This is a genomic window from Serratia sp. CY47444, from assembly GCF_052168635.1.
GTDB lineage: Bacteria > Pseudomonadota > Gammaproteobacteria > Enterobacterales > Enterobacteriaceae > Serratia > Serratia bockelmannii.
This window is the reverse complement of the sequence record NZ_JBJNMH010000002.1, coordinates 335,609-360,113: the sequence shown is the minus strand read 5'-3', so window position 1 is coordinate 360,113 and position 24,505 is coordinate 335,609. Positions and strand designations below refer to the sequence as shown.

Genomic DNA, 24,505 nt, shown 5'->3' with positions numbered 1-24,505 from the left:
GTTTTCTTTTGCGCGGTCGTTGAATTGTGCAAAAAACGGCCCATATTAAACGGTAGAGTTCCCTTGTTAGGAGGTGATGATGGCCAGCGGCTGGGCGGCAGACGGCGCCGTACAAGATCAGATTGACTCCACCGTCGACGATGCGGTGCAGCGTGCGCGTGATGCGCTCGGGCATGGCGAGAGCGAACGCTATTGCCAGGAATGCGGAGAACCGATCCCCGAGGCGCGCCGCAAGGCGTTAACAGGCGTGCGTTTTTGTCTCGCCTGCCAGGCAGAACAAGACAAAAAACACGCGGCCAATAGCCTGTACAACCGGCGCGGCAGCAAAGACAGCCAGTTGCGTTAGCATTATCTGCTCCCCTTTTTCTCCTCTCGCGGCCCCCGCTTGCACCGTCGGTGCATCATGAAAGTTAGAGTTAGTTATCAATATTGAAGCAAAAACGTTAAAGAACGGTTGTTTCACAGCCAAAATTTGGTTAATGATAGCCCCGTGCACCAAGATAATTCTTACGCACCATTTCGGTGCCTCATTGTGGTGCACAACCATAACAATTCGCCTTTTCGGCACAACATCACGAAGTAACTCTTTGTTTTTATAGTAGTTGAAAACATGGCACGATTTTTTCATGGCACCAACTGCAATATAAAAAATGGGTAATCCGCAACCTGTACAGGAATTCCTCTCATGAAGTCGATTTTTAAAGTCTCCCTGGCCGCACTCTCTCTGGCCTTTGCCGTAAGTTCCCACGCAGCAGACAAACTGGTGGTTGCCACCGACACCGCTTTCGTTCCTTTTGAGTTCAAACAAGGCGACAAATACGTCGGCTTCGACATCGATCTGTGGGCGGCTGTCGCCAAAGAGCTGAAGCTGGACTACACCCTGAAACCGATGGACTTCGGCGGCATCATTCCGGCGCTGCAGACCAAAAACGTCGATCTGGCGCTGGCCGGCATCACCATCACCGATGAGCGCAAGAAAGCTATCGACTTCTCCGACGGCTACTACAAGAGCGGCCTGCTGGTAATGGTCAACGCCGACAACAACAGCGTGAAAAGCATCGACGATCTAAATGGTAAAGTGGTGGCGGTGAAGAGCGGCACCGGTTCGGTGGATTACGCCAAGCAGCACATCAAAACCAAGGATCTGCGTCAGTTCCCTAACATCGACAACGCCTACATGGAGCTGGGCACCAAGCGCGCCGATGCGGTGCTGCACGACACGCCAAACATCCTATACTTCATCAAGACGGCCGGCGCCGGCAAGTTCAAAACCGTCGGCGATTCGCTGGAAGCGCAGCAGTATGGCATCGCCTTCCCTAAAGGCAGCGACGAGCTGCGCGAGAAGGTGAACGGCGCGCTGAAAACCCTGCGCGAGAACGGCACCTATAACGAAATCTACAAGAAGTGGTTCGGTACCGAACCTAAGTAAGCTGTGAATTTGGCAAGCTATTAACTTAAGCACAGGGGGTCGCTTAACCCCCTGCGCTTCGTTGTATCTGATACCCACGTTTGGGATCACCGGGAGAAATATCATGCAGTTCGACTGGAGCGCCATCTGGCCCGCCATTCCTATCTTGTTAGAGGGCGCCAAAATGACCCTGTGGATTTCGGTCCTCGGTCTGATTGGCGGCCTGATCATCGGCCTCGTCGCCGGCTTTGCCCGCACCTACGGCGGATGGATCGCCAACCACATCGCGTTGGTGTTTATCGAAGTGATCCGCGGCACGCCGATCGTGGTGCAGGTGATGTTCATCTACTTCGCCCTGCCGATGGCATTTAGCGACTTGCGTATCGATCCGTTCACCGCGGCAGTGGTGACCATCATGATCAACTCCGGCGCTTACATCGCGGAAATCACCCGCGGCGCGGTGCTGTCGATTCATAACGGTTTCCGCGAAGCCGGCCTGGCGCTCGGCCTGTCGCGCCGCGAAACCATCCGCTACGTCATTATGCCGCTGGCGCTGCGTCGCATGCTGCCGCCGCTGGGCAACCAGTGGATCATCAGCATCAAAGACACCTCGCTGTTCATCGTGATCGGCGTGGCGGAGCTGACCCGTCAGGGTCAGGAAATTATTGCCGGTAACTTCCGCGCGCTGGAAATCTGGAGCGCCGTGGCGGTTATCTACCTGATTATTACCCTGGTGCTGAGCTTCGTGCTGCGTCGTCTGGAAAGAAGGATGAAAATCCTGTGATTGAATTTAAAAACGTCTCCAAGCATTTTGGCCAAACCCAGGTGCTGCACAACATCGATTTGAAGATCGACAAAGGCGAAGTGGTGGTGATCATCGGGCCATCCGGCTCTGGCAAATCCACCCTGCTGCGCTGCATCAACAAGCTGGAAGAGGTGACCAGCGGCGATCTGATCGTCGATGGCCTAAAAGCCAACGATCCGAAAGTGGACGATCGGTTGATCCGCCAGGAAGCCGGCATGGTATTCCAGCAGTTCTACCTGTTCCCGCACCTGACGGCGCTGGAAAACGTCGCCTTTGGCCCGATCCGCGTGCGCGGCGCGAAGAAGTCCGATGCGGAAAAGCTGGCGCGCGAGCTGCTGGCTAAGGTCGGTTTGGCGGAGCGCGCCCACCACTACCCGTCCGAACTGTCGGGCGGCCAGCAGCAGCGCGTGGCCATTGCGCGCGCGCTGGCGGTGAAGCCGAAAATGATGCTGTTCGACGAGCCGACCTCTGCGCTCGATCCGGAGCTGCGCCACGAAGTGCTGAAGGTGATGCAGGATCTGGCCGAGGAAGGCATGACGATGGTCATCGTCACCCACGAAGTCGGCTTTGCCGAAAAAGTGGCGTCGCGCCTGATCTTTATCGATAAGGGCCGGATTGCCGAAGACGGCAACCCGCACGACCTGATCAACCATCCGCCAAGCCCGCGTCTGCAGGAGTTCCTGCAGCACGTTTCCTGATCCTGGCGGTTTAACGGCGGGCGCGCCACGCGCCCGCCGCTTTCATTCCGCACGCGTTCCCACGCCCCATCGCGTTTCCTTTCCTACTATATTCATTGTTTTCATCGTATTGCTCTGACATCCGCCGATCACAGAACGCCAAAGAGAGGAACAATGCCGCCAAACGCATACTCCCGACGAGGTTCTCATCTGCGAGAACACCTGCTTTTCCTGCTGCTGTTGCTGACCCTGAGCGTCTTCGCACCACCGGCGCTGGCGCAAAACGCGCCGCCTGCGCCCGCCGACAAGAGCGAGCAGCAGAAGGCCGCCTACGCCGCGCTGGCCGATCTGCTGCAAGATGACAAAGCGCGCGCGGAACTCATCAATCACCTGAAACAGACCGCCGGCGACGCCCCCGCCGCAGCGCCGGCAACGTCGGAGGAATCGACGCCAGCCACGCTGAGCGACAGCCTGAACTCGCTGGCGCAGGAAGGCATCGGCACCTTTAACCAGAAGCTCGGCGCGCTGCAAAAGCTGATCGACTCCGGCCCGAAGCGCGTTTTCAATCCCGCCGGCTTTTTCCGCGCGCTGGGCTACTTTCTGCTGACGGTGGCGGTCACCTTTGCGCTGTTCCACCTGATCCGGCGGTTGATCGCGCCGCTGTACAAACGCATGGGCAGTTGGGGGCACAATGCGCGGCTGCAGCGCGGCCCGTGGTATAAGCGCCCCGCCGCCATTCTCGGCGCTTTCGCCGTCGATCTGCTGGTGCTGCTGCTGGCGCTGGCGGCGGGCAATCTGTTCGCCCGCCACGTCCACGCCGACAGCGCCACCATTCTGCGGCTGCAGACCCTGTTTCTCAGCGCCTTCGCGGTGATTGAATTTTTCAAGGCGGTGCTGCGGCTGATTTTCGCCCCTAACTTCGACTACCTGCGTCCCTTCCCCTTCAGCGACCGGAGCGCACGCTACTGGAACACGCGCCTCGCCTGGCTCAGCGGGCTGATCGGCTACGGTCTGATGGTGGTGGTGCCGGTGGTGGCGGTACAAATAAGCTACCCGGCCGCCGCCGCCGTCAACCTGGTGGTGATGCTGGCGCTGACGCTGTACGCCATTTGGCTGATCCTGCACAACCGCAAACCGATACAGCAACAGATCAACCTGCTGGCCGAACGGTCGATGGCGTTTTTCAGCGTGATCCTGCGCGGTCTGGGGCATATCTGGCACCTGCTGGCGATCGCCTATTTTCTGGTGCTGTTCGTGCTGTCTCAGTTCGACATCGGCAACAGCCTGCGCTTTATGATGAGCGCCACGGTGAAAAGCCTGCTGGTGGTCGGCGTCGGCGCCCTGCTGTCCGGCATGCTGACCCGCTGGATTTTCCGCCGCATTTCGCTGCCGACCGACGTCAATCTGCGCTATCCGATGCTCGAGCGGCGCATCAACTCCTACATCCCCAACGGGTTGAAGATACTGCGGGTGATGGTGGTGCTGGCGGTGACGCTGTTTCTGCTCGACGCCTGGCACCTGATCAACCTGTACCAGTGGGCGGGCAGCGAAAATGGCCAGCGGACGCTCGGCGGGCTGGTGCATATCCTGCTGATCCTGCTGATTGCCGTCTTCAGCTGGACGCTGATGGCCAGCATCATCGAACACCGCCTGGCGCTGGAACTGAGCAACGGCGTGCGGCCGAGCGCGCGTGAACGCACGCTGCTGACGCTGTTTCGCAACGTGCTGGCTATCGTGATCAGCACCATTACCGTGATGATCGTGCTGTCGCAGGTCGGGCTGAACATCGCGCCGCTGCTGGCGGGCGCCGGCGCGCTGGGGCTGGCCATCAGCTTCGGCGCCCAGACGCTGGTGAAAGACGTGATCACCGGCGTGTTCATCCAGTTTGAAAACGGCATGAACACCGGCGAATATGTCACCGTCAGCGGCATCACCGGCACCGTGGAGCGCATGACCATCCGCTCGATCGGCCTGCGCGACGACTACGGCGTCTATCACATCGTGCCGTACTCTTCGATCACCACGCTGGCCAACTATGCGCGTGAGTTTGGGGTGTATCGCGCCAACTACACCGTCAGCCGCGACGAGGACATCGATCGGGTCAATGAGGTGCTGCATCAGGCCATCGAGGCGCTGAAGCAGGATGAACAGGTGAAGCATTTCCTGATTGGCGAGCCGGTCTTCAACGGCGTGGTGGCGCTGGGAGACCGCTCGTTCACCACCCGCGTGACGGTGCGCACGCAGGCGCTGAAACAGTGGGTGGTGCAATACGCCCTCGACCGGCTGGTGAAAATCCATTTCGATCGGGCCGGTATCGGCATGCCGCAACAGGCGATGCAGATCTCCCGCGCGCCGCAGCCGCACGAAGAACAGGCGCCGCCCGCGGCGATCTGAGGTTAGCGCCCGCGCCCGCAGGGCTGAGCGGCCAGGAAGGCCGCCACGTCCTGCCGGTAGGCATCGTATTGCACCGAGCGCGGCGCAAACAGGCCCACCACGTTGATCAGCCACGGATGGCGCGCGAACAGCGGTTTGATCATCACGTGGTCGGCTTCGTCGATGCGCGTCACCGTCAACAGCGAGGCCGGGACCGTTTGCCGATACACACGTTCGGTTTCGTCCACGTCCACGTTGACGTCGCGCCCACCCAGGATCAGGTGCACCGGCGTGGTGAAATTTCGCAATCCCGCCGTCGCGTCGCTGGCCATGTTGACGCGAATAAAGCGCCAGCGGTCGGCGCTCAATGCGGCGGTGGCGCCAGACTCGCGGCGGTACTGCGCGTAGCCGTCCGGTTGTTCGAGCAGCGTTTGAATGTGGCGCCAGTGCGCCTCGCGCGCGGCGATCGACGCTTCATTGTCCCCTGCCGCCACCATCGCTGCCCGGGTGTTATAACGCCCTTGCCGCAGCCAGTTGATCGCCGGCGCCAACGCCAGCGTGAAGGCGATGTCGGGGCGCAAACGCGCCACCTCCGGCATCACCCACCCCGCCTGGCTGGTGCCCCAGAGCCCCACGCAGCGCGCATCGAAGCGCCCGTCCCGCCGGGCCCAGTCGATGATATCGGCGGTTTCCCGCGCGCGATCCGCCATGGTCTGATGCAGCCAGTTGCCGCCGGAGCCGCCAACGCCCGGCTTATCGAAGGATAAAACCGCATAGCCCTGCTGCGCCATCACCTCCCAAATGCCGTAATAGCCTTCGTCGCGGCTGGCGTTAGCCGGCCCATCGCCGTGCACGAACACCACGATGCCGGGCTTGCTCGGCGCATGCTGCGGCAACACCAGCGTGCCGGTCAACCGGTTGCCGCCGGCGGTCACCACGACCGGTTCGGTGACAAAGCGAAAGTCGTTGACGTAAATCACCCAGCCAAACGCCGCCAAAACCAGCGCCACGAGGCACAGCCCTATTTTGCGCACGTCGCCTCCCCGTTGCGTTTCTCCATCAATATCCAATCGGCCTGGCCGAACAGTAAGCCCAGCGAGGCGTAATGCTCTTCGCGCCGCACCTGAAAGCCGCAGCGCCGGTACAGACGCTGCGCATCCACGTTGCGCCGGCTGACGTGCAGGCTCAGACGCCGGCCTGTGCCTTGTTCGGCGGCGTAGTCGTTCATCCACTGCAGCAGCCGCCTGCCCACCCCTTTACCGCGCTGGTTCTCGGCCACCGCCAGGTAAGAGAGATACAGCTCACCGGCCGCCGGAGTGTGCTGCAGCACCGCAATTTGCAGATACATGCGCCAAACGTTCAGCCAGCCATAGCGGCGGCACAGCCGCCAAATCGGCAAGGTGCGCGGACGCAGCCCGACGTTGTTCTCGCCAGCGGCCGCATGGAGGGCAAAGGCCGCCACCACCTGTTCATCTTGCTTCACCACGAAGCTGCGCTCCCGGCTGCCGCTTTGCTGCCAACTCCACAGCCGATAGAACAGACGCCACTGAAGGCGGGCGCTGAGACGGCGCGCGCGCTGAAACTTGTCGCTGAACGCGGCGTAGATCAGCGCCGCCGTTTGCAGGCGATCAGCGTCGTGATAAGGATCAATATGCAACATATCAACCTCGTCTAGGGTTGGCGGTAGAGCAACTGCTCCAACAGCCGCACCGGCGCGGTCTCCTCCGGCGCAGGCGACGCAAAGATCGCCTGCCGCCAGGCCTGGCTTTCGATCACGTCCAGCACCAGCTGCGCGAGCGGTAACGGCGCTATCGCCGCCGCGATCTCACCGGTTTGCTGAGCGTCGGCGATCGTCGTCGCCAGCGCCTCAATCAGTTGCCGCTGGTTGGCGCTGAACGGCTCGGCCAACGCCGGGTTGCGTGCCACCTCCGCCACGATCTCCGCCGACAGTTGCACATTGGCCGGCTCGGCGACAAAGGCGTGATAGGCGGTGAAAAAGGCCGACAGCGCCTGTTTCGGCCGCGTTCTGTCGGCCCGCAATCCGGCGGCGAACTCGGCGAATATGCCGTTTTCCAGCAGCGCAATTTCGCCGATCAACGCCTCCTTGCCGGAAAAATGGTTATAGAGGTTGCCGACGCTGACGCCCGCTGCCTGCGCGATATCTCGCATGCTGGTCTGGTGAAATCCCTTATGGGTAAAGCTGTGCAGCGCGGCCTCGACAATCTTTTCTCGATTTCCCATCGTCAGCTCCCGAAACGGTGAAGGGGCGCCTGGCGCCACAAATTGACATCAACAAATGAACGAACGTTCGTTCATTTTCAAGTCTAGCATAGACCGATAAAATTGAACCGCAGCTCAACGGCGCAGGAATCGGTAGGAAGAGGCAAACGCCGCCCCGCTTTTAGGGGCGGCGCCCGGCACACTCAGTGCAGCGCGTCGCCCTGCTTCACCGACGTAAACGCCTGCATCAGCTTCACGACGTCGTGCATGCCGATGTTGACCTGGTTGATCACTTCTCCGGCGTCATGGGTCAATGCCACGCCGCCGCCAGCCTGTTCCACACAGGTCGCCATGCCGGCGATCGCCGCCGCTACGCCCTGCTGGATAGACTTGGTCATGCGTTCGATCTCGGTCGCCGCCTTGCGCGACTGCTCCGCCAGCGTGCGCACTTCGTTGGCCACCACGGCAAAACCGCGCCCGTGCTCACCGGCGTGGGCGGCTTCGATGGAGGCGTTAATCGCCAGCAGGTTGGTTTGGGAGGCGATTTTACGAATGGCTTCGACGATGGTGCCGATCTGCTGAGAGCACTTACCGAGCTCGGTGACCACGTCTGAGGTTTCGCGCGCCGCCGCTTCGACCTGCTGCATGCCCTTCACCGCCTGCTGTACGATGACCGCACCCTGCGCCGCCTGCCGATCGGTGTCAAGCGACAGATGATGCGCGTTGCGCACCATCTCTTCTTCGTGCTGCTGCTGTTGCATCAGCCGGGTGATGTCCTGGGCAATCTTCACCACTTTCACCACCTGGCCGTCGTTGTCGAGGATCGGGTTATAGCTGGCCTCCAGCCATACCCGTTCACCGCGCCGGTTGACGCGCTCAAAACGCCCGGTGATGAACTCGCCGCGCGCCAGGCGCTGCCAATGCCGCCGATAATCGTCGGAAGCGGCGAACTCCGGCGGGCACAGCACCGCATGCGACTGCCCACACGCCTCTTCCAGCCGATAGCCCATCAGCGCCAACATATTGTCGTTGGCGCTGACAATGGTGCCCTGCGGCGTGAAAGAAATCATCGCCATCGAGCGATTCAACGCCGCCAGCAGGCTGCGGTGCTCCTGCGCCTGCGTCACTCGCTCGGTCACTTCGCTGGCGATTTTGACGATTTCCACCACCTTACCCTGTTTATTCAGCACCGGCGCATAGGTGCCCTGCAGCCACACCGCCTCGCCGTTTTTCGCGATGCGCTTTATGGTGTCCGTGATGGGTTGGCCTTTATTCAGCGTCTCCCAATGTTTGCGATATAACGGGCTGGCGACATAGTTCGGATCGCAGAAAATACGGTGATGCTGACCTATCACGTCATCGCGTTGAAATCCCAGCGTGCTGAGGAAGAGATCGTTGGCGCGCAAGACCGTGCCGTCAGGCGAGAATACGATCATCGGAACGGCGTGTTCTATCGCGCTCAGTTCGGCGCCTTTGTGGGTAGTTAACTGACTGAATCGTAACAGCATAAGGTGTAGTCCTTGTGGCAGATGATGGCGCTTTTCTTATTTTTTCTGGCCACATGCCGCGCCCACACGCAGACGTGCCATCGCGGAAGGAACGGGCAGCGCCGATCCTTCTGGTTATTGCTCTTAACCGGATTAAATTTATTTATTCAGTAAAGTAATTATTCGAATTTAAATAAACCAACAACCTAAGATTTTTATTATCAAAACTGTATTGAGAATAACGTAAGTGATGAAAATTGAAAGGTAAAATGCGGTTTTTTGTCGGCGCCGGCAGGATAACCGGCGCCGGAAGGATTAACGCCAGCGTTCGGCTGCCCAGGTGGCCTGTTGCTCGGCGTCGTGGAAGGTCCAGGCGACGAAGCGGCTGATCTTCTGCCCTTGCGCCATCTCAATGGTGCGCACCTCGGCCGCGCCCGCCACCTTCAGCGCATGATAAATGGCCGGCAGCGTGGTGTTTTTCGAGATGAGCGAAGTGAACCACAGGCAGTTGTTGGCCTTGCTGACGCTCTCTTCCACCATCTTGCGCACAAAGGCTTCTTCGCCGCCTTCGCACCACAGCTCGTTGTTCTTGCCGCCGAAGTTTTGCACCGGCTTGTCGGCCACTTCCCCTTTGCCCAATTTATGCAGCTTGCGGCGGGTGCTGGCGCGCGCTTCCTGCTCGGACGCGTGGAACGGCGGGTTGCACAGGGTGGCGTCGAATTTCTCGGCCGCGCCGATGATGCCGCTAAAAATCAGCTCAGGCTGTTTTTGCAGCCGCAGACGCACGCTATTGCGCAGTGTCGGGTTCATCTCGACGATCATCTTGGCCGCGTTGAGCGACACCGGATCGATTTCAGACCCAGTGAAACGCCAGCCGTATTCGCGCAGGCCGACGATCGGGTAGATGCAGTTGGCGCCGACGCCGACGTCGAGGATCGCCACGCCCTTGCCGCGCGGGATCTCGCCGCCGTTGCTGGTCGCCAGCAGATCCGCCAGGTGGTGCAGATAGTCGGCGCGGCCGGGGATCGGCGGGCACAGGTAGTCCGCCGGAATATCCCAGTGCTCGATGCCGTAAAAGTGTTGCAGCAACGCACGGTTCAGCATTTTCACCGCCGCCGGATCGGCGAAGTCCACCGAAACATCGCCCCAGGCGTTCGGTTTCACGAACGGCGCCAGCGCCGGGCAGCTGGCGATCAGCGCCGGGAAGTCGTAGCGCGAACGATGACGGTTGCGCGGGTGCAGGCCGCTTTTCTGCTGCGGGAAGGTTTTCTTTTTTTCCACCGTGACGGGCTCTCTTGAAGGGATTTCCGGCGCGTAAGATAACACATCCGGCCCGCAATGGCGCAGCGGCGGGAAACCCGGCACAATGAAAGCTTCATCGATTGCCACAGGGGCCCCCATGAGCCGTGAATCTCGCTATTATTATGAACCCGCCGCCGGCCACGGCCTGCCGCACGATCCGCTGAACGCCATCGTCGGCCCGCGCCCCATCGGCTGGATCTCTTCCCGCAGCGCCGCTGGCTTGCGTAATCTGGCGCCCTACAGCTTTTTCAACTGCTTCAACTACCGCCCACCGATCATCGGTTTCGCCAGCACCGGCTGGAAAGACAGCGTGGCGAATATCGTAGAAACCGGCGAGTTCGTTTGGAACCTGGCGACGCGCCCGTTGGCGGAAGCGATGAACAACAGTTCCATCACCCTGCCGCGCGGTGAGGACGAATTCGCCTTCGCCGGCGTCACGCCGCTGCCCGGGCGCCGGGTCAAAGCCGAGCGCGTGGCCGAAAGCCCGGTGAACTTCGAATGCCGGCTGACCCAATGCATCCAACTGCAAACCGCCGCCGGGGAACAGGTGGAGACCTGGCTGGTGTTGGGCGAGGTGGTGGCGGTGCATCTCGATCCGGCGCTGCTGGATGAACACGGCGTCTACCAGACGGCCGCCGCCGAACCTATCCTGCGCGCCGGCGGCCCGACCGCCTACTACGGCATTTCCGAACAGCACCGTCTCGATCTGACGCGCCCGTCACGCTGATCGTTTCCCCCGTTTATGCAGAAGATAAACGGGGGAATTAATAATCAAAAAATCTGAATAAAACTATCAACACTCTCCGATTTCATCCCGCCTGTCACTGCGCAATAATCTGCCCATCGAAAGGCAAACCCTTTCTCCCTAATTCACTTTGACAGGAATGACGAACATGAAAACTATCAAAACTTTTGCTGCTGCTATTGCTCTGGCCACCGTTTCTTTCACCACTTTTGCCGCTGAACACGTCAGCGCCCAGGATGCCGCCCAATTCGAAAAAGCCGGCGTGATCGTCGCCAGCGGCGCAACCGACCTGAGCAGCCTGACCTCTCAGCTGGCCGCCAAAGCCGATGCCGCAGGCGCCAAGGCTTTCACCATCACCTCTACCAGCGGCAATAACCTGATGCACGCCACCGCGGTTATCTACAAATAATCGCCGCCCCAGACGTCAAAAAGCCCGCCGGATATCATCCCGGCGGGCTTTTTTTATGTTCGCGTACGTCAGCGCTGAATGGGTACGACAGCAATTTTCCTATCGTCCGCTTTGTCAGCAACCCACGCGTCAACGACCCGGAAAATACCGTCGCCAACAGGCAGAAACCCTTTATTTTATGGGGTTTTCAGGCAGTTAAGCACACATTTTTTTACCACCCCATTGCTGGACTAACGGGAGAGGATGATTATCATGTTACGCAGACTACAGATGCAGAGAGCGTTGTATGCAACATATCATTGAAGGTTTCCTCAGTTTCCAGAAAGAGATTTTCCCGCAGCGTAAGGAACTCTTTCGCAGCCTGGCCTCCAGCCAAAATCCTAAAGCGCTTTTCATCTCCTGTTCTGACAGCCGTCTGGTGCCCGAGCTGGTGACGCAGCAAGAACCTGGGCAGCTTTTCGTTATCCGTAACGCCGGTAACATCGTCCCTTCCTTTGGCCCGGAGCCGGGTGGGGTTTCTGCCACCATCGAGTACGCGGTGGTGGCGCTGGGCGTGACTGATATCGTGATTTGTGGCCACTCGAACTGTGGCGCCATGAAGGCTATCGCGTCCTGTCAGTGCCTCGACCCCATGCCTGCGGTGGCCCACTGGCTGCACTACGCGGATGCGGCCAAAGCGGTGGTCGAAAAGAAAACCTGGGATAACGAAACAGACAAAGTTAACGCTATGGTTGAAGAGAACGTCATAGCTCAGCTAAATAATATCAAAACCCACCCTTCTGTGGCGGTGGGTCTGCGCAACAGTGGGCTGCGCCTACACGGCTGGGTATACGACATCGAAAGCGGCGAAATTCGCACGCTGGATAGAAACACCAAGAGCTTCGTGTCTCTGGCCGATAATCCCGACGTCTATTTCGAATAAAATAACGCCCGGTTTTTATCATTAAATAAAATCCACGCCGCGGCGTGGATTTTATTGTCAGCCTTAAGGCAAGCGCGCCTCTATCGCCGCAGCGAAGTCGCGGCACATCCGCTCGTCACCCTCGGCGTTGTCCGCCAATACCGTCTCGCCATCCACCACCCGGATGTGCGCCTGCAAATCGAAATCTGCCGGCGGCTGCGGGCGCTTGGCCGCGGCGGCCATCGTCTGCTGCGCCTCATGCCACGCCTGTGCCACCGTCTGGTTGCAGGCCTGCGCCAGATAGTCAGGATTAAACCCTTCGCCGGTCAGGCTGTGCAGCGTGTCGTCATGGCTGACGCTGTTGCCCGGCAACCAGTAGTGTTGCGCCAGATCCGGGCCAATGGCCGGGTTGTCCGTCAGGTAACCGTCGCGCTGCAGGAAGAAGTGACGGGTTTGCTCTACCGCCATCATCGCCAGCAGATAGCCCTGGTAGGAACAGGCGGATTCTAGCGACAGCAGGTGCGGGATCGCCAACGTCGGACGCGGGCTGCCGCTGATGCCGAGGATCTTTTGCTCGACCTCGCGCGCCAGCGCGGTAATGGCTTCCGGCGTGCGCTGCTCGTCATCCCACTGGTACAGCGCCCACTCGAAGTACGGCACCAGCAGGATGTGGCGTTCGTTGAACGCACGCATCGGCTGGCGCGCCGCGATGCCGGCCTCGATCAGCGCATCAGGCACCGCTTCGCCGGCGGCGTTTTTCGCATAGCGTTTCAGCCAGTCGGCGTCGTCCAGCAGGCTGTCGCAGAACATCGACTGGGTTTCGGCATAGGCCATCGAGGTCGGTGGGAACTCCTGCGAGAAGCACGGCGCATTCTGGCGAATGTTGGCGAAGTGCGCCGCGTGGCCGCCCTCGTGGAACAGGGTGTTGAGCCCGTAAGCGCCGCTGCCCACCTGCCCCGGCTGCGCCAGGCTGGTGAAGTTGATGCGCGCCGGCACCCATTCCCCCTGGCGCACAAACGGCGGCACCGGGCCGTGCATAAAGCCGTTCTCATACTTGCCTTTGCGCACCAGCAGATCGAGATTCATCTCGGCGCCGCCAAAGCCGATGTGCAGGCGTTTGAAGCTGTCGACCCAGCGTTCCAGCGAACGAGAAAACGGGAAGTAAGGATCCAGTTGACGGGTGACGTCGCCGGCGCTGGCGAAGCGCACGTTCCACGGCTCCAGCGCCTGGCTGCCCTTGTCGGCCGCCAGCTGTTGCAGGCTGCGCGCGTTGGCCTCGCGGGTTTCCCGCTCGAAGCGATCCAGAATGGCGAACAGCTGCTCCGGCGTCATGCGCTCGGTTTTGTTCACCTTGTAGTCGAAATAGTTGCGATAACCCATCTGGCGCGCAAAGCGGTTGCGCAGGCCAATCAGCTCCGGCAGGCCGTTATGCAGCAGCCATTGCTCCAGGTCGCGCAGCGCCTGCTGCGAGCTGCGGCGGTAGTCTTCATTCGGGTTGGTCGCCTGGTTGGTCAGCAGCTCGCCGAGCGAGGCCGCCACCCGCTGGCCGTCGGCGTTCAGGTGCGTGACCTGATAGCCCTTGCGGCGCGAGTAGAGATCGGATTCGGCGTGGATGATCTGATCCAACAACGCCTGCGCCTGCGGATCTTCAATGGCGTTACAGTCGAAGAAACGCAGCCAACCTTGCAGGCCGTGGATCAGCGCATCGCGCTGCGCCTCCTGCGGCAGCGCTTCCAATCCGGCCAGCAGATTGCGGATCTCGGCCAGCCGGCGCGGTTCGGCGATAAAGCGCTTATAGGCGCTTTCCGCGGCGGAAAAGCGCGCCGACACGCCTTCATCGCCGGTGCCCATGTAGTTTTGCCAGAACAGCTCTTCTTTGGCGCGGTGAACGTCGAGGTAATCCTGGTTCAATTGATTGAAGTAATCGAGAGCCTGTTGCATAACCGTCCTTCTCAGCCGATGAGGAAATATCCCAGTATAGTCGCGCTTAGGCCTGACGCAGGCGCTGCAGCCCCTGCTCGAGCGTCTCGCTCTCGCCGGCGGCCACCAGGCAACAGGCGACCTGCCGCTGGATGGCCTGCGGGATCGCCACCTCGCCCGCCAGGCAGCGCTCGGTCCAGCGTGCGGTGGTTTCCGCGTCTTTCGCCGCCGGCAATGCCGGCGTTTCATCCTGCAAGGTGCGCTCCAGCAATACGTGCTGTTCGCCGCCGACGATATGGTGAATCTGCGGGCAGCGCTGCGGGTTGGCGTAGGCTTCGCCTTCGGTGCCGTGCATCAACAGCCCGCGGGCGCCGATCTGGCGGAAAAACGACGCCACCCGGCCAACATACTCCGGGTGAGAGACGCTGGCGAGGCGCAGCGCATCCTGTTCGCCGAACGGCGTCGCCAGCTTGGCCAGCGTATGGGCGCTGTTGCGCACCCCCATGCGCCAACGCAGCCCAAGCTGCTGCGCCAACGGCGCCGACAGCGCGGAAACCGGCATGAATACCGCCTCGCCGTTATCGAGGCGCTGCTGGGCATGAGCGGCCTGTTCCGACCACGGCAGCCCCAGGGCACGGAAAATCTCGGCGCTGGTCACACGGGTGCTGTCGTCCAGGATGCCGTGCACCACCACCGGCAGGCCCACTTTCGCGAGCAGCAGCGCCAGCAGCGGCGTCAGGTTGGCCTGCTTGCGCGCGCCGTTGTAGCTCGGCAGCACCACCGGCAGTGGCCGCCCCTGCGGCGCCTGCAGCGGCAAGACCTGCTGCTGCATCGCCTGATAGAAGCCCAGCATCTCCTCTTCGGCTTCGCCCTTGATGCGCAGCGCGATCAGAATGCCGCCCAGCTCCAGCTCGGGGACCTCCCCGGCCAGCATCGCCTGATACAGCTCAAAGGCGGTCTGCCGGTCCAGGTCGCGCGCATGATTTTTGCCGCGGCCTATTTCTTTGATAATTTTGGTGTAATCCATCCGAAGGTTCCCTCAGCTCACTCTTCGGTTAGCATACCCTATCCGCGCCGCCGCTCAACCTCCGCCGCCAGTCGCCGCTGCGCGTCATCGCCCTCGCGCAGCCCGGCGATCACCCCGCCGGCATCGTCGGCGCTGCGGTTTTGGCTCATTTTCCATTTGCCTTCGCGCCGGGTAACGGCGATCTCGATACCGACGATGCCTTTAAGCTGTGCGGCGATATAGTTGGTCGGCGCGTCGTCGAGCCGCCAGGGCGCCGGGCGGCGCCCTTCCTGTTGTGCCGTCAGGTCGATCAGCTGGCGGCGCAGCCAGGCCGGATCGTCCGTCACCGTCGGCACGCCATACAGCTGCACCATGCTGTAGTTCCAGGTCGGCACCACTTTGCCGGTCTGGCCCTTGCTCGGGTACCAGCCGGGCGACACATAGCCCTCCACGCCCTGAAAAATCACCAGGCATTCCGCCGCGTGCTGCAGCCGTCGCCAGTGAGCGTTGGCGCGCGACAGGTGCGCCCGCAGCCGGATCTGCCCCTGTTCGACATCGGCCAGAAACGGCAGCGGATCGGCCGTTAATCCCTGCTCGCCGTGGCTGACCAATAGCCCCAACGGGTGGGCGCGCACCAGCGCCAGTTGGGCATCCAGATTGTCTTCGCGAAATGTGGCGGGTTGAAACATCAGTGTGGCTCCTTATCGCTCTCTCATGATGACAACAGTAAAGCACCCGCCGGCGGCCTACTTAAGATCCGCTTTCTGAGTATTTCGAGTGATCCGGTTTAACAACAGCAGGGCGATGCCCATCGCCAACAGATTAAATACCATGGCGCCGGCAAAGGCCTGGGCATAGCGCTCCGCTGCGCCGCCGCTCGCCAACAGCGGCACAAAAGCGACGCCGCTGACCACGATGCCCAACGCGCCCCCCACCTGCTGCACGGTGGCAACCAGACCCGCCGCCATGCCCGCCTGCCGCTCCGGCGCCAAACCCAGCACCAGATTCAGCAGCGGCGTCATGCTCAGCGCCTGACCGAATCCCAGCACCACTAACCCCGGCAGCAGCCGCAGAGGGTGCGCCAGCGCCTCACCCCACAGCGCCTGCGCCATCAATAGCGCCAACCCGGCGGCGTAAATCGCCACGCCCACGCTCAGTACGCCATTGCCCCAACGCAGCGCCAGCCGGGGCGCCAGCATCGACGCCAGCATAAAGGCCGCGCTGGCCGGGGCGAACAGGCTGCCCGCCTGAAAAGGCGTCAGCCCCGCCCCCGCCTGCAGCAGCAGTGCGAAACACAAGAAAAACGAGGAGGCGGTGGCATAAATCGCCAGCACCACCGCCATGCCCGGCGCGAAGCCCGCCTGACGGAACAGCGCCGGATCGAGCACCGCATCATCACCGCGCTGCGCCAGACGGCGCTCCCAACGCAGAAAGCCCCACAGCGTCAGCATCGCTAACGCCAACATCGGCGCTATCCACCACGGCCAGCCGCGCGCCGGCCCCTCCAGCAACGGCAGCAACAACAGCGACAGGCCGGTCGCCGCCAGCCACAGGCCAACGCCGTCCAGCCGCTGCGCCTGCGCCACGCGCGATTCGGGAATGCGCCGCGCCGCCCACAGCGCCATTGCGCCGATCGGCAAATTGATCAAAAAGATCATGCGCCAGCCGCTGCCGAACAGGTTAGCCTCGATGATAAATCCGCCGAGGATCTGGCCGAAGATCGCCGCCAATCCCAGCGTCATGCCCAGCCAAGCGAAGGCGCGCCGCCGCTGTTGCGGCGCGTACAGGACCCGCATCAAGGCGTAAATTTGCGGGAACAACAGCGCCGCCGTCGCCCCCTGCAGAATACGCGCGGCGATCAGCAGGCCGAGCGATCCCGCCAGCCCGCACAACAGGGAGCTCAGCGTGAATCCCAGCATGCCGAGGCTGAACAAGCGCCGACGCCCGAAGCGATCGCCCAAACGCCCACCGGCGATCAACAGCACCCCAAACGCCAGCTCATAACCGGCGACGATCAAACCGACCCCGGCGAAATCGGCGGCGAACTGCCGCTGGATCACCGGCGCCGCCACGTTGACCACGAACAGATCGAACACCGTGACGAACCCGCCCAACAGCAGCACCGGCAGGTCAGGCAGCCCTCGCCGCTCACGAGATAATGAATGTTCCATACCACCTCCAGAGATTATGATGGCCGCAGTATGGAACAGGGTTTAAACTGTTACTATATAGCCATTTATACTATTACTGACAGCAACAGGACGGCCGACATGCCCCCACGCACCCTCGAACGCACCCGCCACGAACTGGGGGATTTTCTGCGGCAAAAGCGAGAACAACTGTCACCAGAGTCAGTCGGCTTGCCAAGCGGCAGCCGCCGCCGCACGCCGGGATTGCGGCGCGAGGAGGTGGCGGCGCTGGCCGGCGTCGGCCTCACCTGGTACACCTGGCTGGAGCAAGGCAGGGAAATCAATGCGTCGGTGACGTTTTTGGAAAATCTGGCGCGGGTGCTGCAGCTCGACGCCGCCGGCCGCTACCACCTGTTCTTATTGGCGCATCAGCGCCCGCCGGTGCCGGTTGGGCATCAGTGGTGCCAGGTTTCGCCGTTGGTGCGGCGCCTGCTGGACGATTTGACGCTGCGGCCGGCCTACGTCATGAACCTGAGTTGGGACATCATCGCCTGGAATCCGGCGGCGCAGCGGCTGTTCGCCATCGGCGATCGCCCGGCGCAAGAACGCAACATGTTGTGGATGCTGTTTGCCGATCCGCAGCTCAATGCGCGCCTGCTGGAGTGGCGGGCGCAGGCGCCGCAAATCCTGGCCAGCTTCCGCCGCGACTACGCCCGTGCGCCGGAGGATGAGGTGATGCGCCAACGGGTACAGGCGCTGGAGCAGGTATCGCCGCAATTCCGCCAGCTCTGGCGGCAGCATGACATTCACGGACGTTGCCAGGGGCGGCGCAGCTTCATCGTCCCGGCAATCGGCCCGGTCACCTTTGACCACGCCTCTTTCATCGTCGACGAAGAGAACCACCTGCGGCTGGTGATGTACAGCGCGCTGCAGGACGAACCGGCCAGCGCGGCCTTTGAAGCGCTGCTGCGCGAGGGTTAGCGGCGGCTGTCGAAAATGAGCTTGCAGGCCAGCCCGGCAAATACGCCGCTCAGCAGGTAGTTCGGCCAGCGGGCGCTGAAGCGGCGGCCGGCGAAGCGGCTTTTCATGCGGCTGACCGCCAGGATCACCCCGCCGTTAATCAGCAACCCCACCAGATTCAGCACCGTCGCCAGCGCCAGCATCTGTACCACCACCGAGCCGGCACGCGGATCGATAAACTGGGGGAACAGCGCCAGCACGAACAGTGCCATTTTCGGGTTGAGGATGTTGGTGAACAGTCCCTGCCGGAAAATTCGCGCCGTCGGCACGGCCTGCAACCCGGCAGAAGCCTGCAGACTGCTGCCGGATCGCAGCGTTTTCCACGCCAGGTAGAGCAGATAGGCGGCGCCCAACATTCTCACCGCGTCGTAAGCCAGCGGCACCGCGACGAACAGTTGCGACAACCCCAGCGCCGCCGCCAGCGCGTGGCAGTATGTGCCGAGCTGAATGCCCGCCAGCGAAGCGAAACCGGCGCGCCGCCCCTGGCTGACGCTGCGCGAAGCGATCAGCAGCATATCCGGGCCGGGGGTCAGCGCCAGCGCCACGCAGGCACCGGAAAACAACAACAACGTTGCGGCATCAATCATGAATCACCTGATAAGAAGACGGACGGGGATGGAACGTCCATCATAGCGACGCCGACGTGGCTTGTCAGCGCCGCTCACCTCAGATCACCCACAAATCGAGATACTCGTTGACCGGCATCTGCGCCAGCCGCTGGCGGTCCAGCGACACCTCGAGAATGCGCTGCTGCTGCAGGGCTGGGAACTGGCGCGCCAGGTTGGTTTTGAACTTCTCGATCAGCAGGGGGATGCCCTCTTCGCGCCGCCGCGCATGGCCGATAGGATACTCCACCGCCACCTCATCCAGACGGCTGCCGTCGGCGAACTCCACCGTCAGCGCATTGGCGATCGAGCGCTTTTCCGGATCGTGATAATCGCGCGTGAAAGCGGGATCTTCATGGCAGTGGATCTTGCTACGCAATGCGTCGATACGCGGATCTTCGGCCACCCGGTCTTCGTAATCCGCCGCCGTCAGCCGGCCGAACAGCAACGGGATCGCCACCATATACTGAATGCAGTGATCGCGATCCGCCGGGTTATCCAGCGGCCCCTGCTTGTCGATAATGCGCAGGCAAGCCTCGTGGGTGCGGATGCTCACCCTGGCGATGTCGGCGGCGGTTTTGCCGGCGGCCTGCATCTGGCGGTGCAGCGTCATGGCCGTCTCCACGGCGGTCTGGGCATGGAACTCCGCCGGGAACGAAATTTTAAACAGCACGTTCTCCATCACATATGCGCCGTACGGCCGCTGGAAGCGGAAAGGTTTGCCGTTGAACGAGACGTCGTAGAATCCCCAGGTCGGTGCCGTCAGCGCCGAGGGGTAGCCCATTTCGCCGGTGGCGGCCATCAGCGCCAACCGCACCGCGCGGGCGGTCGCATCTCCCGCTGCCCAGGATTTGCGGGTGCCGGCGTTCGGCGCGTGGCGATAGGTACGCAGTGACTGCCCGTCCACCCACGCCAGCGACACCGCGTTCAGGATCGCCTCGCGGCTCAGGCCGAGCAGCTGCGCCACCACCGCGGTGGACGCCACCTTCACCAGCAGCACGTGATCCAACCCTACCCGGTTGAAGGCGTTTTCCAGCGCCAGGCAGCCCTGGATCTCATGCGCCTTGATCATGGCGATCAGCACCTGCCGCATGGTCAGCGGCGCTTTGCCTGCCGCCACCGCCTGGCGAGAGAGCCAATCGGCCACCGCCAGGATCCCGCCCAGGTTATCCGACGGGTGGCCCCACTCCGCCGCCAGCCAGGTGTCGTTGAAGTCGAGCCAGCGGATCATGGCGCCGATATTGAACGCCGCCTGCACCGGATCCAGCTGGAAACGGGTGCCCGGCACCCGGCTGCCGTTCAGCACCTCGGCGCCCGGCACCACCGGCCCCATCAGTTTCTTGCAGGCCGGGTAGCTCAGCGCCTCCAGCCCGCAGCCGAGGGTGTCGAGCAGGCAATAGTGAGCGGTGCGGTACGCCGCCGGGGTATCGACGGCCTCTTTCATCACATAATCGACGATATCGACCATTTCGCGATCGAACGGCGGACGGCGGGTATTGGCAGACTCAAGCATCATGATTCCCAAAGGCTCCAGAGTGAAAACGACACGATAACGACCGGCGCTCAGCGCTGATCCAGCGGTACGAAGGCTCGCGCTTCCGGCCCGGTATAGTTGGCGGACGGGCGAATGATTTTGTTGTCCTGCCGTTGCTCGATGATGTGCGCCGACCAGCCGCTGACGCGCGCCATGACGAACAGCGGCGTGAACATTTCGGTGGGCACCCCCAGCTGGTGGTAAGACACCGCCGAGAACCAGTCGAGGTTGGGGAACATGTTTTTGGTGTCGTGCATCACGCTTTCCAGCCGATCGGCGATGTCATACAGCTTCATCGCGCCCGCTTCCTGCGACAGGCGCAGTGCGATCTCTTTGATCACCTGATGGCGCGGATCGGAGGCGGTGTACACCGGGTGCCCAAAGCCAATCACCACCTCTTTGTTGTCGATGCGGCGGCGAATGTCGGCTTCCGCTTCGTCCGGCGTTTCATAGCGTTGCTGGATCTCCAGCGACACCTCGTTGGCGCCGCCGTGCTTCGGCCCGCGCAGCGCGCCAATGGCGCCGACGATCGCCGAATAGACGTCGGATCCGGTGCCGGCGATCACCCGGCCGGCGAAGGTCGAGGCGTTGAACTCATGCTCGGCGTACAGGATCAATGACGCGTGCATGGCCTGTTCCCAGCTGGCGGAAGGCGCCTCGCCGTGCAGCAGGTGCAGGAAGTGGCCACCAATGGAATCGTCGTCGGTCTCCGGCTGAATACGTTCGCCGTTGTGGCTGTAGTGATACCAGTAGAGCAGCATCGATCCCAACGACGCCAGCAGCCGATCGGCAATGTCGCGCGCGCCGGCCGCGCCGTGCTGCTCTTTTTCCGGCAGCGTGCAGCCAAGGGCCGAAACGCCGGTGCGCATCACGTCCATCGGATGCGAAGCCGCCGGCAGCGCCTCCAGCACCGTGCGCACGCTGGCGGGCAGGCCGCGCAGCGCTTTGAGACGGTGTTTATAGGCCTGCAGCTCGTCGCGGTTGGGCAACTTGCCGTGGATCAGCAGATGGGCGACCTCTTCAAACTCGCAGTGGCGCGCGAGATCGAGGATGTCGTAACCGCGGTAGTGCAGATCGTTGCCGCTGCGCCCTACGGAACACAGCGCAGTATTTCCGGCGGGCACGCCGGATAACGCCACGGATTTTTTCGGCTTAACGCCAGTCGGGCTTTGCGGGGGGATCGCTTGGCTCATACTGTCCTCATTTGGCTTCTGCGTGAATGGCGCCTATTCGTCGCGTTGGCGAGCGAACAGAGCGTCGAGTTTCTCTTCGAACAAATAGTAGTTGATGCTTTCGTACAGCTCGTTGCGGGTCTGCATGGTGTCGATGACGCTTTTCTGCGTGCCCTCCTCGCGCAGGGCGCGGTACACCCGCTCCGCCGCCCGGTTCATCGCCCGAAAGGCCGACAGCGGATACAGCGCCATATCCACCCGAGCGCTGCGCAGCTCGTCGGTGGTGAACAGCGGCGTCGCGCCGAATTCGGTGATGTTGGCGAGGATCGGCACCTGCGTCGCTTCGGCGAAACGGCGGTACATGCCCAGTTCGGTGATCGCTTCCGGGAACAGCATGTCGGCCCCGGCCGCCACGTAAGCCTGAGCGCGCTCGATGGCCGCTTCCAGCCCCTCCACCGCCAGCGCGTCGGTGCGCGCCATGATCACGAAGTCCGGATCGCTGCGCGCATCTACCGCCGCCTTGATGCGATCCACCATCTCTTCGGTGGAGACGATGGCCTTATTGGGCCGATGGCCGCAGCGCTTGGCGCCGACCTGATCTTCGATATGCAGCGCCGCCGCCCCGGCCTTGCTCACCGAGCGCACCGTGCGGGCAACGTTAAACGCCGATGCGCCGAAACCGCTGTCGACATCCACCAGCAGCGGCAGCGGGCAGACGTCGGTGATGCGGCGAATATCGGTCAACACATCGTCCAGCGTCGAAATGCCCAGGTCCGGCAGCCCCAGCGAACCCGCCGCCACGCCGCCGCCGGAAAGATAGATGGCCTGGAACCCGGCCCGCTGGGCCAGCAGCGCATGGTTGGCGTTGATCGCGCCGGCGATTTGCAGGGGTTTCTCTTTATTCAGGGCCTGACGAAAGGCGAGCCCGGGTGAGCGCAGCGTCATGACGTTTTCTCCGATTAGCCAGATGAAACAGACAGAGCAAGGAGCGGGCCAGGTTTCACTTCGGTGAGGGGAAAAATTAAAAACGATAAAAATAAGTGAATTACAACATATTCAGCGCCATTGGCCTGGCAAAGGGATAAAAAACGTTTCAGTTAACGTTTCAATCGCGGTTTCAATCGGCATATTTGAAACATGACTGAAACAAGGCTACACCTAATGCAGCCACTTCCATTCGGTAACCCACCATGAGCGATCACATCACGCCATCCCGCGCGCCGGACAAACCGGTGATCTGGACTGTCTCCATCACCCGCCTGTTCGATCTGTTCCGGGACATCAGCCTCGAGTTCGACCATCTGGCGACCATCACCCCGATCCGTCTCGGCTTCGAGGAGGCGGTGCAGCACATCCGCGCACGCCTGGCTACCGAGCCTTGCGACGCCATCATCGCCGCCGGCTCCAACGGCGCCTACCTGAAAAGCCGCCTGTCGGTGCCGGTCATTTTGGTCAAGCCCGGCGGCTTCGACCTGCTGCAGGCGCTGAGCAAGGCGCGCAGAACCGCCGATCGGATCGGTGTCATCACCTATAAAACGCCCCTGCCCGCGCTGATGGAGTTCCAGCAAACCTTCGATCTGCCGCTGGAGCAGCGCAGTTACGTCACCGAAGAGGACGCGCGCGGCCAGATCGCCGAGCTGAAAGCCGCCGGTATTCAGGCGGTGGTCGGCGCCGGCCTCATCAGCGATCTGGCGGAAGAGGCCGGGCTCACCGCCATTTTTCTCTATTCCGCCGCCACCCTGCGCGCCGCCTTCAGCGATGCGCTGGACGTAACGCGCCTGATGCTGAGCGGCGGCAAACGCGGCGGCGATTACGCCGCACGCGATACCCTGCAGCCACGCTATGGGCTGGGCGATTTGCAGGGCGACTCCCCGCAGATGGAGCAGACCCGGCGCACCATCATGCTGTACGCCCGCTCGCCGGCGGCGGTATTAATTGAAGGAGAAACCGGCACTGGCAAAGAGCTGGCGGCGCAGGCAATCCACCGCGAATACTTTTCCCGGCGCGGCGCACCGTCCAGGGGGGCGACGCCGCCGTTCGTCGCCATCAACTGCGGCGCCATCGCCGAATCGCTGCTGGAGGCGGAACTGTTCGGCTATGAGGAAGGCGCCTTCACCGGATCACGGCGCGGCGGCCGGCGCGGGCTGCTGGAAACCGCCAACGGCGGCACTCTGTTTCTGGATGAGATCGGCGAAATGCCGCTGCACCTGCAAACGCGACTGCTGCGCGCGCTGGAAGAGAAAACTATCACCCGGGTGGGCGGGCAACAGCCGGTAACGGTCGACTTTCGCGTCATCAGCGCCACCCACACCCGCCTGGAGCAGGAGATTCAACGGGGCGGTTTTCGCGCCGATCTGTTTTACCGCCTGAGCGCCCTGCGGCTGCAGCTGCCGCCATTGCGGGCGCGCGGCGACGATATTGCGATGCTGGCGGAACACTTTCTGAAACAGTCGCTGGCGGCGCTCGATGTGCCGCTGACGGAGCCGCTGCGCACCGCCCTGGCCGGCTGTTACGCCGCGCTAAGCCATTACGCCTGGCCCGGCAACCTGCGCGAACTGCGCAACATGATGGAACGGGTAGCGCTGATGCTGAGCACCGGCGCAGCGCCGAGCGGTGAAACGCTGCAGTGGCTGTTGCCGGAGCTGGCGGCGGTCACGCCGCCCGAGACGCAGGCGGCGCCCATCTCCGCCCACGAAGCCCTGGCGCGGTGCGGGGGCGACCACGCCGCCGCCGCCCGGTTGCTCGGGATCAGCCGCACCACCTTATGGCGCCGGCTGAAAAAACCGAACTGA

General features: G+C 62.1%; 23 protein-coding genes. 10 read left to right on the top strand and 13 right to left on the bottom strand.

Annotated features, from left to right (window positions below; all coding sequences use genetic code 11):
• Positions 1-79: 79 nt before the first annotated feature.
• From ACJ8IL_RS05970 to ybiO, 5 genes are all read left to right on the top strand, one after another.
• Positions 80-346, top strand: a complete 267-nt coding sequence (locus tag ACJ8IL_RS05970) for a DksA/TraR family C4-type zinc finger protein (protein ID WP_049208895.1) — start codon at positions 80-82, stop codon at positions 344-346.
• A gap of 339 nt (positions 347-685) precedes the next feature.
• Entirely contained in the window at positions 686-1,429 is a 744-nt protein-coding gene (glnH, locus tag ACJ8IL_RS05965; RefSeq protein WP_004939223.1) for a glutamine ABC transporter substrate-binding protein GlnH, read from the top strand.
• A gap of 103 nt (positions 1,430-1,532) precedes the next feature.
• Positions 1,533-2,192, top strand: a complete 660-nt coding sequence (gene glnP / locus ACJ8IL_RS05960; RefSeq protein ID WP_019454487.1) for a glutamine ABC transporter permease GlnP — start codon at positions 1,533-1,535, stop codon at positions 2,190-2,192.
• Entirely contained in the window at positions 2,189-2,911 is a 723-nt protein-coding gene (glnQ, locus tag ACJ8IL_RS05955) for a glutamine ABC transporter ATP-binding protein GlnQ (protein ID WP_004939230.1), read from the top strand. Before glnP ends, glnQ begins: the two co-directional genes overlap by 4 nt.
• Positions 2,912-3,064: 153 nt before the next feature.
• Positions 3,065-5,284 carry a mechanosensitive channel protein gene (ybiO, locus tag ACJ8IL_RS05950; RefSeq protein ID WP_053085973.1) on the top strand — a complete coding sequence of 740 codons (2,220 nt, stop codon included), beginning with the start codon at positions 3,065-3,067 and terminating at the stop codon, positions 5,282-5,284.
• 2 nt (positions 5,285-5,286) lie between these two features.
• Here ybiO and ACJ8IL_RS05945 read toward each other — a convergent pair whose 3' ends face one another.
• The 5 genes from ACJ8IL_RS05945 to rlmF all read right to left on the bottom strand — a co-directional run bounded on the left by ACJ8IL_RS05945 (position 5,287) and on the right by rlmF (position 10,251).
• Positions 5,287-6,297 carry an alpha/beta hydrolase family protein gene (locus ACJ8IL_RS05945; RefSeq protein ID WP_442516408.1) on the bottom strand — a complete coding sequence of 337 codons (1,011 nt, stop codon included), beginning with the start codon at positions 6,295-6,297 and terminating at the stop codon, positions 5,287-5,289.
• The gene (locus ACJ8IL_RS05940) at positions 6,285-6,923 is read right to left on the bottom strand and encodes a GNAT family N-acetyltransferase (protein WP_414104871.1); all 639 of its coding nucleotides are present in this window, start codon (positions 6,921-6,923) and stop codon (positions 6,285-6,287) included. The genes ACJ8IL_RS05945 and ACJ8IL_RS05940 overlap by 13 nt, the downstream gene beginning before the upstream one ends.
• Positions 6,924-6,934: 11 nt before the next feature.
• On the bottom strand, positions 6,935-7,504 hold the full coding sequence (locus tag ACJ8IL_RS05935; protein WP_060432707.1) for a TetR/AcrR family transcriptional regulator: 570 nt from the start codon (positions 7,502-7,504) through the stop codon (positions 6,935-6,937).
• A 182-nt stretch (positions 7,505-7,686) separates the two neighbouring features.
• A complete protein-coding gene (locus ACJ8IL_RS05930) occupies positions 7,687-8,991 on the bottom strand; it encodes a methyl-accepting chemotaxis protein (protein WP_442516407.1) in 1,305 nt (434 codons plus the stop codon).
• A 294-nt stretch (positions 8,992-9,285) separates the two neighbouring features.
• Entirely contained in the window at positions 9,286-10,251 is a 966-nt protein-coding gene (rlmF, locus tag ACJ8IL_RS05925) for a 23S rRNA (adenine(1618)-N(6))-methyltransferase RlmF (protein WP_173889061.1), read from the bottom strand.
• Positions 10,252-10,369: 118 nt separating this feature from the next.
• Between rlmF and ACJ8IL_RS05920 the strand changes: the two genes are divergently transcribed.
• From ACJ8IL_RS05920 to ACJ8IL_RS05910, 3 genes are all read left to right on the top strand, one after another.
• Positions 10,370-10,999, top strand: a complete 630-nt coding sequence (locus ACJ8IL_RS05920; RefSeq protein ID WP_442516406.1) for a flavin reductase family protein — start codon at positions 10,370-10,372, stop codon at positions 10,997-10,999.
• Between the two features lie 166 nt (positions 11,000-11,165).
• On the top strand, positions 11,166-11,426 hold the full coding sequence (bhsA, locus tag ACJ8IL_RS05915; RefSeq protein ID WP_060432705.1) for a multiple stress resistance protein BhsA: 261 nt from the start codon (positions 11,166-11,168) through the stop codon (positions 11,424-11,426).
• 286 nt (positions 11,427-11,712) lie between these two features.
• A complete protein-coding gene (locus tag ACJ8IL_RS05910) occupies positions 11,713-12,348 on the top strand; it encodes a carbonic anhydrase (RefSeq protein ID WP_049208897.1) in 636 nt (211 codons plus the stop codon).
• Positions 12,349-12,411: 63 nt separating this feature from the next.
• Here ACJ8IL_RS05910 and ACJ8IL_RS05905 read toward each other — a convergent pair whose 3' ends face one another.
• From ACJ8IL_RS05905 to ACJ8IL_RS05890, 4 genes are read right to left on the bottom strand one after another with little or no spacing between them, the layout of a single operon-like run.
• Positions 12,412-14,268: a M3 family metallopeptidase gene (locus tag ACJ8IL_RS05905; protein WP_442516405.1), complete on the bottom strand. Its 1,857-nt coding sequence runs from the start codon at positions 14,266-14,268 to the stop codon at positions 12,412-12,414.
• 46 nt (positions 14,269-14,314) lie between these two features.
• Positions 14,315-15,274: a DNA-binding protein YbiB gene (ybiB, locus tag ACJ8IL_RS05900; protein ID WP_167324949.1), complete on the bottom strand. Its 960-nt coding sequence runs from the start codon at positions 15,272-15,274 to the stop codon at positions 14,315-14,317.
• 38 nt (positions 15,275-15,312) lie between these two features.
• Positions 15,313-15,942 (bottom strand): FMN-binding negative transcriptional regulator, encoded by a 630-nt coding sequence (locus ACJ8IL_RS05895; protein WP_442516404.1) that lies wholly within the window; start codon positions 15,940-15,942, stop codon positions 15,313-15,315.
• A 57-nt stretch (positions 15,943-15,999) separates the two neighbouring features.
• The gene (locus tag ACJ8IL_RS05890) at positions 16,000-17,424 is read right to left on the bottom strand and encodes an MFS transporter (protein ID WP_142590630.1); all 1,425 of its coding nucleotides are present in this window, start codon (positions 17,422-17,424) and stop codon (positions 16,000-16,002) included.
• A 99-nt stretch (positions 17,425-17,523) separates the two neighbouring features.
• Between ACJ8IL_RS05890 and ACJ8IL_RS05885 the strand changes: the two genes are divergently transcribed.
• On the top strand, positions 17,524-18,363 hold the full coding sequence (locus tag ACJ8IL_RS05885; protein WP_043137060.1) for a helix-turn-helix transcriptional regulator: 840 nt from the start codon (positions 17,524-17,526) through the stop codon (positions 18,361-18,363).
• On the opposite strand, the gene ACJ8IL_RS05880 is transcribed toward ACJ8IL_RS05885, so the two are convergent.
• From ACJ8IL_RS05880 to prpB, 4 genes are all read right to left on the bottom strand, one after another.
• Positions 18,360-18,989, bottom strand: coding sequence for a LysE family translocator (locus tag ACJ8IL_RS05880; protein ID WP_147822963.1), 630 nt, complete (start codon positions 18,987-18,989; stop codon positions 18,360-18,362). The two genes, ACJ8IL_RS05885 and ACJ8IL_RS05880, sit on opposite strands and share 4 nt — an antisense overlap.
• Positions 18,990-19,068: 79 nt before the next feature.
• On the bottom strand, positions 19,069-20,520 hold the full coding sequence (locus ACJ8IL_RS05875; RefSeq protein WP_368907174.1) for a bifunctional 2-methylcitrate dehydratase/aconitate hydratase: 1,452 nt from the start codon (positions 20,518-20,520) through the stop codon (positions 19,069-19,071).
• 50 nt (positions 20,521-20,570) lie between these two features.
• Positions 20,571-21,734 (bottom strand): bifunctional 2-methylcitrate synthase/citrate synthase, encoded by a 1,164-nt coding sequence (gene prpC / locus ACJ8IL_RS05870; protein WP_442516403.1) that lies wholly within the window; start codon positions 21,732-21,734, stop codon positions 20,571-20,573.
• A 33-nt stretch (positions 21,735-21,767) separates the two neighbouring features.
• Positions 21,768-22,658 (bottom strand): methylisocitrate lyase, encoded by an 891-nt coding sequence (prpB, locus tag ACJ8IL_RS05865; RefSeq protein ID WP_049203922.1) that lies wholly within the window; start codon positions 22,656-22,658, stop codon positions 21,768-21,770.
• 245 nt (positions 22,659-22,903) lie between these two features.
• Between prpB and prpR the strand changes: the two genes are divergently transcribed.
• Positions 22,904-24,505, top strand: a complete 1,602-nt coding sequence (gene prpR, locus ACJ8IL_RS05860) for a propionate catabolism operon regulatory protein PrpR (RefSeq protein WP_442516402.1) — start codon at positions 22,904-22,906, stop codon at positions 24,503-24,505.